We start from the raw sequence: 13,812 nt of genomic DNA on the forward strand, positions 1-13,812 counted from the left end.
CAGATTGAGTCGAGGCGGATGCCGGCGAAGCGCGCTTTCCTCGTCGTCCGCGGCCGCTCGAGGCCGGACATTCACGGGCGCGACCCGGACAGCTGTACGTCGGCTCGCGCGAAGGCGCGCTCGAAGCGCTCGTGTGCGGCGGCCGACTCCTCTTCCCTGCCCTGTGCGCGCAGGCTCTGCTCGAGGCCCGAGAGGGACCAGCCGTTGTCGGGATTACGGGCCAGATCCTCGCGATAAGCGGCCTCGGCGTCGCGCGGCCGACCCGCTTTGAGGAGCGCCGCCCCGAGCGTGTGGCGGACCGGCTCGGGCCAGTCCGGCGGCTCGAAATAGCGCAGCGTGTCCTCGACGCGGACGGCCGCCTGGAGCATGCGGACGGCGGCGCCGGCCTGGCCGCGCTCCGAGGCGATCTGGCTCTCCAGCACGAGCGAGGCGATCTCGAGCAGGTCCTTCGCGCGGTTCCTGCCGATCGTGACCCCGGCGATCTCGGACGATACCGCCCGGAGCGCCGCCGCCTCGCGCGCGGCGTCGTCGGGGCGCGCCGTCGACGCGAGCGACGCGAGCGCGCGGCCGCGCGCATAGCGCCATATCCCCGTCGCGTAACGCTGCTCGGACGGCGGCGCCGGCTCGGCGAGGACGTCCTGCCAGAGGCCGAACCGGACCAGGGCGAACAGCAGCGCTGGCCGGAACATCTCGAGCATCGGCATGTGCCGGACGTGGCGGTCGGGCACCGCGGCGCCGAGCTCGCGGGCCGCGCGCACGGCGACGGCGCTGCGCCCCTCCATGCTCGCGGAGACCGACAGGAAATAGAGGTTGTGAGGGAAGTACATCATCGGATAAATGCCCGCCGGGCGCTGCTCGCGGATGTACCGGCGATCGACCAGGACCGCGCGCTCGTTGGCGTCGGACGCGTCCGCGTACCGGCCGACCCGCATGAAGATGTGCGACGGCATGTGCACGAGGTGCCCAGCCCCTGGGGCCAGACCGCCGAGCCGCTCGGCGCTCGGCAACGCGCGCTCCGGCGCGCGCGACGCCTCCACGGCGTGGATGTAATAGTGATTCGCTCCGAGGTGCTCGGGATCGCGCCGGAGGACGCCCTCCAGGGTGGAGACGATCTCCTCGGTCCCGGGCTGCGGCCGGCCGTCCAGCGTCCAGAGATCCCACGGGCGCAGGTCCATGAGCGCCTCGGCGAAGAGGGCGCTGGCGTCGAGATCGTCGGGGAAGCGGCGCGCGAGCTCGCGCATCGCGCTCGCGTAGGCGCGGTCGAGCGCCGTCCGGTCGCGGCCCGGCGTCGCGGCGTGGCGCTCGGCCAGCGCCTCGATGTACGCGCGCTCGCGCTCGCTCGCGGACGCGGCGAGCGCGCGCGCCTGCTCGACGGCCACGAAGGCGGCCCGCTCCCGCGACGGCTCGGCCGGCAGGTTGATGTTGGGGCCGAGCGTGAGCGCGACGCCCCAGCGGGCCATGGCGAGGCCGGGATCGAGGCGGGCGGCCTCCTCGAACGCCCGCCGCGCCTCGTCGTGGTTGAACGCATAGACCAGCCGCAGGCCCTGATCGAAATAGCGCTGCGCGAGCGCCGATGACGTCGTCACGGGGTGATGGAGCGAGCCGATGTCCTCGAACAGCGGGACGCGCTCGGCGAAAGGCGTCCCCGCGCCCTCGTGGCCCGGCGGCGGCTCCGCTCCTGGCGAGGCGGGACGTGGCGCCGGGCCGCACGCCGCGAGGGCGGCGCAGGCGCAGAGGTAGGGCAGGCGGAAGGGCGCGGGTCGCGCTGTCATGGGCACCTCGCTGGAGCCCGGGTCGCCGCGGGCTCCGACGGCTCGACATCCCCTCGCGGGGTCGCATGGCCTCGGGGCCGCCCTCCGGCGCGAGCGCGGAGGTCGAGCCGAGCGACGGTCATGCATGCGCGATTCCCGCCGGCAGGGAAGGCAGCGCACACACGACATGCCGTGCGCCCGGGCCGATGTCGCGCCCGCGGCGTCGGCGCGGTGCGCGATGGACGGACGGCGCGACTTGCGGCAACCTCGAGGCATGACGACGTGCAGGGATGAAGCTCTTCGCTGGGTTCACCGCTACGCGATCGGCGGCGCCGCGTTCGCCGCGCTCCCGCTCCCGATCTCGACGTCCGCCGGGCTCGTCGCGATCGAGACCCACATGATGACGATGATCGGCGAGATCTACGGCGAGAGCGTCGGCTCCGTGGCGACGACCGCCGCCGGCGGGAGCTTCGCCATCCTCGGGCAAGGCTTGAAATTCCTCGCCACCCGGGCGGTCGGCTTCGTCCCCTTGGTCGGACCCGCCATCAAGATGGGGATCGCCGGGCTCACGATCGAGGCGATCGGCCGCGGCATCGTGGGGCACTTCGAGCGGAAGTACCCGGGCAAGGCCTTCGACAAGGCGTGAGCCGTCCGCGCGCGAGCGCCGCGCGAGGGCGAGGCGCGCGCTCGGCAGGGCGGCGCGCGCCGCACGGGCGCCCGCGCGGCGCGCAGCAGGCCGGCGCGTCGCGTGCCGGTCACGGGAGCCGCGCGCGGCGCGCGATGCGCCGACGCGCGCCGCTGTCGATGTCGGTCAGCTCCCGCAGCCGGTGCAGGCGAGCGGGCAGGTCCCGTTCTCCGGCTGCTGGCAGTGCAGGTCGGGCGCCTCGGCGCTGGTCCCGTAGTCGCAGCAGATCGCGCCGCCGAGGCAGCACTGCACCCCGCAGCAGATGCCCTCTTCGCACCCGAAGTTCGGATCGCAGGGATCCTTGCACTCGCCCTGGATGCACGCCTGCTCGTCGGGGCAGCGCGTGCCGCACGTTCCGCAGTTGTGCGGATCGTTGGCCAGGTTGACGCAGGCCGGTCCACAGCACGAGAGCCCGGCGTCGCACGTGCACGCCACGCCTCCCGCGCCGCCCTCGCCGCCGGCGCTCGTCGTGGAGACGGTGGTGGTGGTGGTGGTCGTCGTCGTCCCGGCCTCTCCGCCCTCGCCCCCGCCGGAGGAGCTCGATACGGTGACGTAGATCGGCAGAACGTTCACGGTGCCCGGGTCAGCTTCACATCCAGCAACGGCGAACAATGCGGTCAACGACACCAATGCGGTCACCCGATGACTGGGCATGAGCACCTCCAAGCCGATCATGACACTACCACGGAGGGTCGCGGTCACACGAGAGCCATGGCGCAGCACGCTCGGCGCGCCGCATGCGCCGCGTCGTGCGGCACGGGCCGCGTGCGACGCAGGCGAACGCGGCAGCGCCTGCGACATCAGGGGTTGATGAGCTTGCACTCCGACAAGAGCCCCGTGTACCAGTCATCCGTCCTGTCGAGCCAAGCGCCCTCGCTGGACCAGCGGACGCCGGGCTTCTTCATCTTGCCTTCGACGGTGTAGGTGCACTTCACCGCGAACCGTGCGGACGGCAGCTTGCCCGTGAGGGCGGGCTCGCTCCAGAGGCCGGAGGCGAGGAACTGGACGCGGTCGGTCGTCGTGTAAGGACGGAGCAGCTTCTTGTCGTCCGCGTCACCCTTGGACCAGCCCTTGGTGGGCGACTCGAACGCGCAGTGCCGGCCGCTGATCTCCTCGGCCGACCAGCAGGCGAGATCCTTGATGTCGCTGGACACGAGGGTGACCTCGACCTGCGCCTTGTCGCCCGGCTTCCACTTCGGACCGGCCGCGCCGGGCGCGGGCTCGCGCCCGAAATAGGCGAACGCCGCGGCCAGGCCGCCGATGATGATCAGGAACAAGATCATGCTCTTGCCGAGCGAGCCGCCCTGCGGCTGGGCGGCCGCGCGAGGCCGCGCCCCGGGCTTCTTGCCCGCCGGGCGCCGCGCGGCGCCCGCCGGCTTCGCAGGGCGCGAGGCCCTCGCGGGGGCCGCTGCGTCGGCGCGGCCCTCGCCGTCCTCCCTGCTGGTGTCCTGCGCGTCGGCCTCGCCGGAAGGTGCGTCGTCCGTGTCGGGGCGGTCTTTGTCTTCGGAGCTCGTAGCCATCGCGGCGCTTTATGTACCCGAGCGCGTCCGCGACTCAAGCATTCCGTGTACCGGGCCCGGCGCGCGATCGCCCGTCCCAACCCGCAGCCCATGATGTAGGCTCGGCTTCCAATGACGTCCGATGCCAGAAATCCCCGCGCGCGCATCCTCGGCACAGGCCGCTCCCTGCCGCTCGCCGCCCCGGAGGGCGAGGCGCACGCAGGCGCGCCGCCAGCGGACGGCGCCGCGGCCGACGCGAGCGCGGGCGACGCGCGGCGCCGCGGCGCCGCCGGCGAGACGACGAGCGACCTGGCGACGAGGGCGGCGAAGGCGGCCCTCGACGCGGCCGGCCTCGGGCCGCGCGACCTCGAAATGATCATCCTCGCGACATCGAGCGGTGACGCGCCGATGCCGGCGACCGCGGTGTACGTGCAGCAGAAGCTCGGCGCCGAGCTCATCCCGTCGTTCGACCTCTCCGCCTCGCTGACGGGCTTCCTCTACGGGCTGTCCGTGGCGAGCCAGTTCGTCGCGGCGGGGACCATGAAGCACGTGCTCGTGATCGGCGCGGACCTGCTCTCGCGCCGCCTGGATCCGCGCGACCGGGCCTCGGCCCAGCTCTTCGGCGACGGCGCCGGCGCGGTCGTCGTCGGGCCGGCGGTCGGCGACGGGCGCGGGATCCTGAGCGTCAGCCTCCGGGCCGACGGGAAGAGGGCCGACGTGCTCCAGGTCCCCGGCGGCGGCTCCGCGGAGCCGCTCACGGTCGAGCGGCTCGCCGACCGGCGGCAGTACCTGCGCGTGAAGCAGCCCGAGCTGCGCCAGGCCGTGGAGGAGCACCTCGGCGCGCAGGCGCTCGCGGCGCTCGCCTCGGCCGGGCTCGCGCCCGCGGACGTCGACTGGGTGATCCCGCACCACGCCGACGCGCAGCTCGCCGCGCACCTCGCCGATCGCCTCGGGTGCCCGCGGCAGCGCGTCCTCGGCGCGCTCGACGGCGAGAGCGCGGCCGAGGCCAGCGCCGGCTCGGTCGCGATCGCGCTCGACGAGGCGCTCCGCGATGGGCGGATCCTGCCCGGGCATCACGTGCTCTTGTGCGCGCTCGGCGGCGGGCTCACGTGGGGCAGCGCGGTGGTCCGCATGTGATTGACCGCGGCGAGGTCGCCATGTGATCTGACCGCGGCGAGGCCGACCGTGGCCCGCCCGGCGCGCCCGTTGCGTTGCCCGTTGCGTTGAAGGAGCGCGCGCTGCGCTTCGCTGAACGGCGGCTCGAGGAATCGCTCAGGAGGACTCATGATCGACGCTCCCCTTTACAAAGACGCCAAGCAGCCCGTGGGCAAGCGGGTGGAAGATCTCCTGAGCCGGATGACCCTGGATGAGAAGGTTGGCCAGCTCATGCAGCTGGACGCGCAGGGGGACCTGGAGGACGCGATCGGGCGCATGAAGGTCGGCAGCCTCCTGCACTGCAACGGGAAGGACGCGGACGCGGCGATCAAGCGCGCGCTGAGCACCCGGCTCGGCATTCCGGTGCTGATGGCCGACGACGGGATTCACGGTCATTCCTTCTGGGCGGGCGCCACGATCTTCCCGACGCAGCTCGGCATGGCGTGCAGCTGGGACACGGGGCTCCTGGAGAAGGTCGCCCGGGTCACCGCCGCCGAGATGCGGGCCACGGGGCTCAAGTGGACGTTCTCTCCGGTCCTGTGCCTCACGCGCGATCTCCGCTGGGGCAGGGTGGGGGAGACGTTCGGCGAGGACCCCTACCTCATCGGGGAGCTCGCGTGCGCGATGGTCAAGGGCTATCAGGGCAAGGGCCTCGACGATCCGGACGCGGTGCTGGCCACGGCCAAGCACTACGCGGGCTACTCGGAGACGCTGGGCGGCCGCGACGCCTCGGAGGCGAACATCTCGCAGCGCTACCTGCGCTCGTATTTCTTGCCGCCCTTCGAGAGGGCCGCGCAGAGCGGCTGCATGGCGTTCATGACCGGATATCAGTCGATGGACGGGATACCGGCGACCGCCAACCGCTGGCTGCTGACCGAGGTCCTCAAGGAGGAGTGGGGCTTCGAGGGGATCGTCGTGACCGACTGGAACAACGTGGGCAACCTCGTGCTCGACCAGAAGGTCTGCAAGGACATGGCCGAGGCGGCCACGGTGGCGATCCGGAGCGGCAACGACCTGATGATGATGACCCCGCAGTTCTACGAGGGGGCGCAGGAGGCGGTGCGCCGCGGGCTCCTGGCCGAAGCCGAGATCGACGCGGTGGTGCGGCGCGTGCTCTCGCTCAAGTTCTCCCTCGGGCTCTTCGAGGACCCCGGGTACAGCAGCGAGCGGCGGATCAAGGAGGTCATCGGGTGCGAGGCCCACCGGGCGCTCAACCTGGAGGTGGCGCGGGCCTCGCTGGTCTTGCTGAAGAACGACGGCCTCCTGCCGCTCGCGGACGGCGCGGGGCCGAGGCCCCTCCGGCGGATCGCCGTGATCGGCCCCAACGCGGACGACCCGATCGCCCAGCTGGGCGACTGGTCGCTCGGGTCGGGCCAGATGAGCGGCGGCAACGGCCCCGAGCACCCCCGCTCGAGCATCGTCACGATCGTGGACGGGATCCGGGAGCTCGCGCCGCCGGGGTGCGAGGTGGTGCACGCGGCAGGCTGTTCGGTGGTCGGCGAGGACGAGTCGGGCATCCCCGCGGCGGTGGAGCTCGCCCGGGGCGCCGACGCGGTGGTCCTGGTCGTCGGGGATCGGATCGAGTTCATCGGCGAGACGAGGAGCACGGCGACCCTGGAGCTCATGGGCGGGCAAAGGGCCCTGGCGGACGCGATCGCCAGGACGGGCATCCCCACGGTCGTGGTCCTCGTCAACAGCAAGCCGCTCGTCCTGCCGCGCTCGGTGCTCGGCGCGTCGGCCATCGTCGAGGCGTTCAATCCGGGGATGATGGGCGGGCGGGCCGTGGCCGAGGCGCTCTTCGGGCGGATCAACCCCTCGGGCAAGCTGACGATCTCGTTTCCCTACCACGTGGGCCAGCAGCCGGTGTTCTACAACCAGGCCCGCGGCCAGCACGGCAGCCGTTACGCCGACCTCACGCAGGAGCCGGCGTTCGCCTTCGGCTTCGGCCTGAGCTACACGCGCTTCGCCTATGCCGACCTGAAGGTCCTGACGCCCAGCGTGGGGCGAGACGGCGTGGCCTCGTTCGAGGTGACGATCACCAACGCTGGAGAGCGCGAGGGGGTCGAGATCGCCCAGCTGTACGTCGAGGATCTGGTGACGTCGTCCACGTGGGCGGTGAAGGAGCTCAAGGCGTTTCGCCGCCTGAGCCTGGCCGCGGGCGAGGCGCGAACGGTGCGGTTCGAGCTCCCCGCCTCGGCGCTGTCGATCATCGACGCGGAGGGGCGCCGCGTGGTCGAGCCGGGGGAGTTCCGCGTCCACATCGGAGCCTCGTCCCGGCCGCAGGACCTGCTGAGCGCCGGCTTCGCCGTTGCATAGCTGCGCGCCGACCTCGATCCAAAAGGCCGCGTGTTAGCATCGCTCGCGCGGCCAGCGCCGGGGAGGCCCCGGCGCTCGAGGAGGCGAGGGACGATGACGGCGAAGCGGGTGGCGCTGGTGACGGGCGCGAGCACGGGGATCGGCCGGAGCGTGGCGGAGGCGCTCGCGCGGAACGGCTATGTGGCCTTCGCGGGCATGCGCGATCCCGAGGGCAAGAACCGGGCGGCGCGCGACGAGGTGGCCGCCTTGGCGGCCGCCGGCACCCCGATCGAGGCGGTCGCGCTCGACGTCACGGACGACGCCTCCGTCGCCGCGGCGGTCGCGACGGTGGTCGAGAAGACGGGGCAGATCGATGTGGTCCTGAACAACGCGGGCAACGGTCTGATCGGGCTGACCGAGTGCAGCAGCGTCGATCAGCTGCGGCGGCTCTTCGACACGCACGTCTTCGGGGCGCAGCGCGTCTGTCGCGCCGTGTTGCCGCACATGCGCCGGCGCAAGACGGGGGTGCTCGCCTTCACGTCCAGCGTGGGAGGGCGCATCCTCATGTCGAAGACGGCGCACTACTGCGCGGCCAAGGCCGCGATGGAGATGATGGCCGAGGGCTACAAGATCGACCTCGAGTCGTTCGGGATCGACGTCGTGATCCTGGAGCCGGGGCTGGTCCACACGAAGCTCTTCCACAACACCTGGCCGAACGACGACGAGGCGCGCTCCGCCGAGTACGGGGCGCTCGACGGCGTGACGCGCGCCACGCTCGAGATGGTCAAGACGCTGAAGGGACCCGACCCGGCGGAGCTCGCGGACGTGCTGCTGAAGCTCCTCGAGATGCCGCACGGCCAGAGGCCGCTGCGCACGACGTTCGGCATGGACGCGGCGCTGATCGGCCCCGTGAACGCCGCCGCGGACGAGGCCAGGCGGGCGCTGCTCGCCATGTACGGGGCGTAGACGACCTCCGCGGGCCGGAGCCATCATGCTGAACCTCCTTCTCCAGCTCTCCCCGCGGCGCCCCGCCGTCCGCGTCGAGACCATCGAGCGGCGCGACTTCGACGACCAGCGCCTGCGCGAGCTCCACGCCCTCTCGAACGCGCTCATGGCCGAGCGCTTCGAGCACTTCTGCGTCCACGCCAGGACCGACGATGTCGTCCATGTCTTCCGCCGCGCCGACACGGGCGCGATCGTCGGATTCCAGTTCTGGAAGACCGCGCCCCTCGGCTTGCCTCGGAGCCGGGCCATCGTCGGCGGGAAGCTGCGGATCCCGCCCGACTTCCGGACCCGCGGGCTGCACCTCTCCTCCGGCCTCCTGTCCATGACCCGCGCGGTCGCGAGGAAGCTCCTCCGGAAGGCCACCCTCGGCTTGATTCCAGCCGCGCGGCGCGCGGGCTGCTCCGCCCGCAGCACGGCGGAAGCAGCCTGCTGCCTGCGAAGCAGGCGGGCGCCGGGCCCGCTGGCGTCGCGGGCGCCGCCCGAAGGCGCGCCGGAACCAGGACCGGGCGAGGCGCGCGCTCGCTCCCCGGATCGAACGTGGCGAGACGAGCATGGAACGAGACGTGCCCCTGCGCGGCTCCCGCCACGTACGAGGCCGCAGGCGTCGTGTCTGCGAAGGAAAGGGAGCTGATCGTGGATCTCGAACTCACCGGCAAGCGGGCCATCGTCACCGGCGGCAGCCGCGGCATCGGCAAGGCCATCGCGCGCGAGCTCGCGCGCGAGGGCGCCGACGTCGTGATCGCCGCGCGCGGCAAGGACAAGCTGGAGGCGACCGCCGCCGAGCTCTCGGCGGAGACCGGCCGCCGCGTCGTCCCGCTGGTGGTCGATACAGGCAACGAGACCTCGGTCAACACGCTCGTCGAGCGCGCCGTCGCCGCGCTGGGCGGCGTGGACATCCTGGTCAACAACGCCGCCTTGCCGGGCGGGATCTCGCCCGCCACGCGCCTCGATCAGATCGTCGATGCGCAGGTGATCGAGGACATCAACATCAAGGTCGTGGGCTACCTGCGGACCGCGCGCGCCGTCGCGCCGCACCTCATCGCGAACGGCTGGGGCCGCATCATCAACATCGGCGGGCTGGCCGTGCGCAAGACCGGCCGCCCGGTCGCCACCCTGCGCAACGTCGGCGTGGCGGCGATCACGAAGAACCTCGCGGACGAGCTGGGCCCGAAGGGGATCAACGTCACGGTCGTGCACCCCGGCGCGACGCGCACCGAGCGCGTCCGGCCCGAGCCCGAGAAGGAGCTCGCCGCCTCGGTGAGCATCGGCCGCATCGTCGACGCTCGCGAGGTCGCGTGGATCGTCGCGTTCCTCGCCTCGCCGAGGAGCGTCGCGATCAACGGTGACGCCGTCGTCGCGGGCGGCGGCAGCGTCGGGCCGATCTATTACTGATCTGCCCGCTCGGCTCGCGCGCCGAGCGGCGCGGGCCATCGGCCGATCGACCACAGCGTCACGGAGAGCACGGGGATCTTTCTCTCCCTCTCCGTCTCACCCTCCGTGCTCTCCGTGCCTCTGCGGTCGATCTCTCTCATCTTCACACCGCTTCACCCCGCTCGGCGTGCCCGATTGACGTCCCGAGCCGCCCTGTCCGAAACTGTACGGGCCTGCCCCCGAAGAACCCACGGAAGACCATGAGCATCCCGACCACCCGCCTCGGCCGTACCGGCCTCACCGTTTCTCGCCTGTGCCTGGGCACGATGACGTTCGGTTTCCAGACGGACGAGGAGACCTCCCGCGCCATCCTCGACAAGGCCGCCTCCGCCGGCGTCAACTTCCTCGATACGGCCGATGTGTACCCGCTGGGCGGCGGCCTGCCGACCGCCGGGCGCACCGAGGAGATCGTCGGCCGCTGGCTCAAGGGCAAGCGCGACCGCTTCATCCTCGCCACCAAGTGCGTCGGCCGCGTCGGCCCGAACGAATGGGATCAGGGCGCCTCGCGCAAGCACATCCTGGACGCCATCGACGCCTCGCTGCGCCGCCTCGGCACCGATTACGTGGATCTCTATCAGCTCCACTCCGACGATCGCGACACGCCGATCGACGAGACGCTGGAGGCGCTCGACACCGTGGTGCGCTCCGGCAAGGCGCGGTACATCGGCGTATCCAACTACCTGGCCTATCGCCTGGCGCGCGCGCTCGGCCGCGCCGACGTGCGCGGGCTCACGCGGTTCGTGTCCGTGCAGCCGCGCTATGCGCTCCTGTTCCGCGAGATCGAGCGCGAGCTGCTCCCGCTCGCGCAGGAGGAGGGCCTCGGCGTGATCCCCTACAACCCGCTCGCCGGCGGGCTCCTCACGGGCAAGCACCGCCGCGGCGAGCCCACGCCGGGCACGCGCTTCACGCTGGGCACGGCGGCGGGCAATTACCAGCAGCGCTACTGGAACGAGCGCGCGTTCGCGACCGTCGAGAAGCTGCAAGGCATCGTCGCCGAAGCAGGCCAGTCCCTCACGACCGTCGCCGTCGCGTGGGTGCTCGCCAATCCGGCGATCACCTCGGCCATCATCGGCGCCAGCCGGCCCGATCAGCTGGACGCCACGCTCGCCGCGGCCGAGCTCGTGCTCGATCCGCAGCTGAAGGCCCGGCTCGACGAGGCGACCGCGGAGTACCGCCGCGGCGACTCGCCGCGCTGAGCCCGCGCCTCGCGCCGCATCCAGCCCGCGCCGACGCGCGGCTCGCGCCCCGAGCGTGCCAATCGTTTCACTGCATCGGCGCTCTCCTTTCTGGGTCCCTGTCCGCCTAACCCGAGTTTTCCCTCGACGGAGGGAGAGCGCCATCCTGCCGAGGACGCCGTGCGGAGGAGGCGAGCGGCGCCCGAGGCGGCTCGGTCACCCCCTTGACAAGATGCCGTTCGATCACGCCCACTGGCGTGCACCTGCGCCGTGGTCGGGGTGGGGTGTGGGGGCGTAAGGCGCATGGTCACCGGTCTCGATCTTCACGCAACCCTGCATCATATCGTGATCGACGCCGTGGGCACCGTGCCCTCCGCGCAGCGCGGGAGTCTCCTGGTCCGGGACGGGGAGCAGCTGGTCTACAAAGCCTCTGTCGGCCTCGCTGGCGTGCTGGCGAGCCCGCAGGAGGTCGTCGGCGGCGCGGGGCCGGCCACCGTGATCGCGACGCTTCCGACGCATGATTCCGCGGACAGCGCTCGGGTCATGGCGGCCGCCGACTGGTACCGCGAGCACCTGCCGGGGGCGCCGGCGCTGCACCTCGTGCCCGCGGCCGCGGTCGTGGTCCTCACCCCGGTGCGCGTGCAGGAAGAGACGATCGGCGTGCTCGCCGTCGAGCAGCCGGACGGGCAGGCGCCTTCCGGCGAGCGCTGGGCGCGGCTCCTCGCGCTGGCCGCGAGCGCCGGCGCGGCGCTGGAGCGGCGAGAGCTCTACAACGACAAGGCGCGGTCGGCCCAGGAGGTGCGCGTGCTCGAGGCGGTGCTGAACGCGGTGGCCACGCGGACCAGCACGCATGAGCTCGTCGAGATGATCTCGAAAGGCATCAAGAGCGTGCAGCTCGAGCCGCAATGGCGCTCCGTGCACCTCGTCCTGCTGAGCGACGGCCCCTCCGGGGGCGCGCGCGGCGACGCCGCGGCCCGCGAGCTCCGCATCTACCACGTCCCGGACCGGTCGCCGTTGGCGTTCTGGAACAACGTCCGGGATGGCGCCCTCACCGCGGGGCGCAGCGTCGGCATCCACGTGGACGTCCGCAACGCCCCCGCCCACAGCGCCGTCGAGCAGCGCGGGATCCTCGAGGACGCCATCGACCGGGGCGTGCACGGTATCGCCGTGGCGCCGATCACCCCGGAGGTCCTCGAGCCGGCGATCCGTCGGGCGGCGGAGGCCGGGATCCCGGTGGTCACGATCGACACGCCGCCCGCCGAGGGCAGCCGCGCTCAGGCCTATATCGGCACCGACAACGTGGCGGCGGGGCGGCTCGCCGCGGAGATGATGGCCCGGCTGCTCCCGGGCGGAGGCAAGATCGGCGCGCTGACGTTCTGGCTCAGCGCCATCAACAGCCGCGAGCGCGTCGACGCGTTCCGTGCGGCGGTCTCCGGCACGCGCTTCGACCTGCAGCCGCCGGCCGAGGACCGGTTCGACATGGAGCTCGGGATGCGGATCGCCCGTGAGGCCGTGCAGACCGGAGGGATCGCCGGCGCCCTCGGCGTCTGCGCCGAGAACGGCCTGTCGTGGGGTGCGGCCGCGAGGGCGCTGGGGCGGGCGGGGGAGCTCAAGATCGTCGCCTTCGATCTCCTTACGGACACGCTCGCGATGCTCCGGGAAGGGACCATCCACGCGGTCCTGGTCCAGCGCGAGCACGAGATGGGCCACCGCGCGGTGCAGGTGCTCCACGACATGCTATCGAGGGGCGTCGAGGAGGCCCTGGCCGGGCTGCCCGCGCGCGCCGGCTCCGGGGGAGGGTCCGCGCTGCGCTTCATCGACACCGGCATCGACGTCGTGACCATCGAGCGCACGCCCTGGTCGCTCCCCCTCTCCGACTACCTGGCCCTGGACGCGAACCGCAAGGCGGCGAAGCGAAGGGAGCAGCTCCCCTACGCGAGCCGCGAGAAGGAGCTCCTCCTCGTCACCGTGGACGCGGGGAACGAGGGGTGCCGCGAGGAGCGAGCCCCCCTCGACGCGAGGTCGATGATCGGGCGGGTGCTGAGCACCGCCCGGCCGATCATCGTCGATACGCGCTCTGGCGAGCTCCACGATGCGCCCGATGTCGTCGAGGCGCGCGGGAAGGGGGCGCACACCCTGGTCGGCGTCCCGCTGCTCGCCGGCGGGTCCGCCTTCGGCGCCCTGGTCCTGGAGAGCGAGCGCCGGGCGGCGTGCTCGCTCGACGACCTCACGATGATCGAGCGCGTCGTCGACACGATGGCCGTGGCGATCGAGAACGCGCGGCTCGTCCACCGGATCACCGAGCGGACCCATGAGCTCGAGCACGCGAACCGGCACCAGGAGTCGCTGCTCGACACGATCCGCGAGCTCTCGAGCCCGGTCGTGCCCATCGCGCGGAACATCCTCGTGATGCCGATCGTGGGGACGATGGACGCGCAGCGATCCGGCCGCTTCATCGAGTCGATGCTGCACGACATCACCGAGCACCACGCGCGCGTGGTGCTGGTCGACGTCACGGGGATGGCGGTCGTCGACGCCGCGTCGGTGGAGCACCTCCTGCGGGCGGCGCGGGCGGCGCGGCTGCTCGGCGCCGAGGTCGTGCTCGTCGGCATCACGCCGGCGGCGGCGCGGCTGATGGTGGAGCAGGGCGTGGACCTCGGGAGCCTCATCACCCGCTCGACCCTGGAGCTCGGGTTCGCTTACGCGCTGTCGAAGACCGGCGGCCAGATCGTCTATCGCCGCTCACGCACCTCCAGCCCTTCTGAGCCGAGCTGAACCGGGACGGCCACGAGTCGGACCGTCGAGCCCAGGCCGCC

At 72.3% G+C, this 13,812-nt stretch carries 11 protein-coding genes; 8 read left to right on the plus strand and 3 right to left on the minus strand.

The window, feature by feature from the left end:
* Positions 1-71: 71 nt before the first annotated feature.
* On the minus strand, positions 72-1,772 hold the full coding sequence (locus WMF20_RS14990; RefSeq protein ID WP_437614222.1) for a hypothetical protein: 1,701 nt from the start codon (positions 1,770-1,772) through the stop codon (positions 72-74).
* Positions 1,773-2,025: 253 nt separating this feature from the next.
* On the opposite strand from WMF20_RS14990, the gene WMF20_RS14995 reads away from it, so the two are divergent.
* Positions 2,026-2,397, plus strand: a complete 372-nt coding sequence (locus WMF20_RS14995) for a hypothetical protein (RefSeq protein ID WP_437614224.1) — start codon at positions 2,026-2,028, stop codon at positions 2,395-2,397.
* A 165-nt stretch (positions 2,398-2,562) separates the two neighbouring features.
* Here the strand turns inward: WMF20_RS14995 and WMF20_RS15000 are convergent, their stop codons facing one another.
* Complete coding sequence (locus WMF20_RS15000; RefSeq protein WP_437614226.1) at positions 2,563-3,009, minus strand: hypothetical protein; 447 nt, start codon at positions 3,007-3,009, stop codon at positions 2,563-2,565.
* Between the two features lie 227 nt (positions 3,010-3,236).
* Entirely contained in the window at positions 3,237-3,956 is a 720-nt protein-coding gene (locus WMF20_RS15005; RefSeq protein WP_437614228.1) for a hypothetical protein, read from the minus strand.
* 111 nt (positions 3,957-4,067) lie between these two features.
* Here WMF20_RS15005 and WMF20_RS15010 point away from each other — a divergent pair, with 111 nt between their 5' ends.
* The 7 genes from WMF20_RS15010 to WMF20_RS15040 all read left to right on the plus strand — a co-directional run bounded on the left by WMF20_RS15010 (position 4,068) and on the right by WMF20_RS15040 (position 13,771).
* Positions 4,068-5,072, plus strand: a complete 1,005-nt coding sequence (locus tag WMF20_RS15010) for a beta-ketoacyl-ACP synthase 3 (RefSeq protein WP_437614230.1) — start codon at positions 4,068-4,070, stop codon at positions 5,070-5,072.
* 147 nt (positions 5,073-5,219) lie between these two features.
* Entirely contained in the window at positions 5,220-7,406 is a 2,187-nt protein-coding gene (locus WMF20_RS15015; RefSeq protein WP_437614232.1) for a glycoside hydrolase family 3 N-terminal domain-containing protein, read from the plus strand.
* Positions 7,407-7,499: 93 nt separating this feature from the next.
* Positions 7,500-8,351: an SDR family NAD(P)-dependent oxidoreductase gene (locus WMF20_RS15020; RefSeq protein ID WP_437614234.1), complete on the plus strand. Its 852-nt coding sequence runs from the start codon at positions 7,500-7,502 to the stop codon at positions 8,349-8,351.
* A 25-nt stretch (positions 8,352-8,376) separates the two neighbouring features.
* Positions 8,377-9,021, plus strand: a complete 645-nt coding sequence (locus WMF20_RS15025; RefSeq protein WP_437614236.1) for a hypothetical protein — start codon at positions 8,377-8,379, stop codon at positions 9,019-9,021.
* 2 nt (positions 9,022-9,023) lie between these two features.
* Positions 9,024-9,782, plus strand: coding sequence for an SDR family NAD(P)-dependent oxidoreductase (locus WMF20_RS15030; protein ID WP_437614238.1), 759 nt, complete (start codon positions 9,024-9,026; stop codon positions 9,780-9,782).
* Between the two features lie 239 nt (positions 9,783-10,021).
* Complete coding sequence (locus WMF20_RS15035; RefSeq protein ID WP_437614240.1) at positions 10,022-11,017, plus strand: aldo/keto reductase; 996 nt, start codon at positions 10,022-10,024, stop codon at positions 11,015-11,017.
* A 324-nt stretch (positions 11,018-11,341) separates the two neighbouring features.
* The gene (locus WMF20_RS15040) at positions 11,342-13,771 is read left to right on the plus strand and encodes a substrate-binding domain-containing protein (protein ID WP_437614242.1); all 2,430 of its coding nucleotides are present in this window, start codon (positions 11,342-11,344) and stop codon (positions 13,769-13,771) included.
* Positions 13,772-13,812 lie beyond the last annotated feature (41 nt).

It is taken from the genome of Sorangium sp. So ce834 (assembly GCF_051521425.1).
GTDB classification, from domain to species: domain Bacteria; phylum Myxococcota_A; class Polyangia; order Polyangiales; family Polyangiaceae; genus Sorangium; species Sorangium cellulosum_D.

Coding starts and splice junctions, on each gene's coding strand:
- WMF20_RS15005 (WP_437614228.1), bottom strand. CDS start 3,956: ATGGCTACGAGCTCCGAAGACAAAGACCGCCCCGACACGGACGACGCA.
- WMF20_RS15010 (WP_437614230.1), top strand. CDS start 4,068: ATGACGTCCGATGCCAGAAATCCCCGCGCGCGCATCCTCGGCACAGGC.
- WMF20_RS15035 (WP_437614240.1), top strand. CDS start 10,022: ATGAGCATCCCGACCACCCGCCTCGGCCGTACCGGCCTCACCGTTTCT.
- WMF20_RS15025 (WP_437614236.1), top strand. CDS start 8,377: ATGCTGAACCTCCTTCTCCAGCTCTCCCCGCGGCGCCCCGCCGTCCGC.
- WMF20_RS15020 (WP_437614234.1), top strand. CDS start 7,500: ATGACGGCGAAGCGGGTGGCGCTGGTGACGGGCGCGAGCACGGGGATC.
- WMF20_RS15015 (WP_437614232.1), top strand. CDS start 5,220: ATGATCGACGCTCCCCTTTACAAAGACGCCAAGCAGCCCGTGGGCAAG.
- WMF20_RS14990 (WP_437614222.1), bottom strand. CDS start 1,772: ATGACAGCGCGACCCGCGCCCTTCCGCCTGCCCTACCTCTGCGCCTGC.
- WMF20_RS14995 (WP_437614224.1), top strand. CDS start 2,026: ATGACGACGTGCAGGGATGAAGCTCTTCGCTGGGTTCACCGCTACGCG.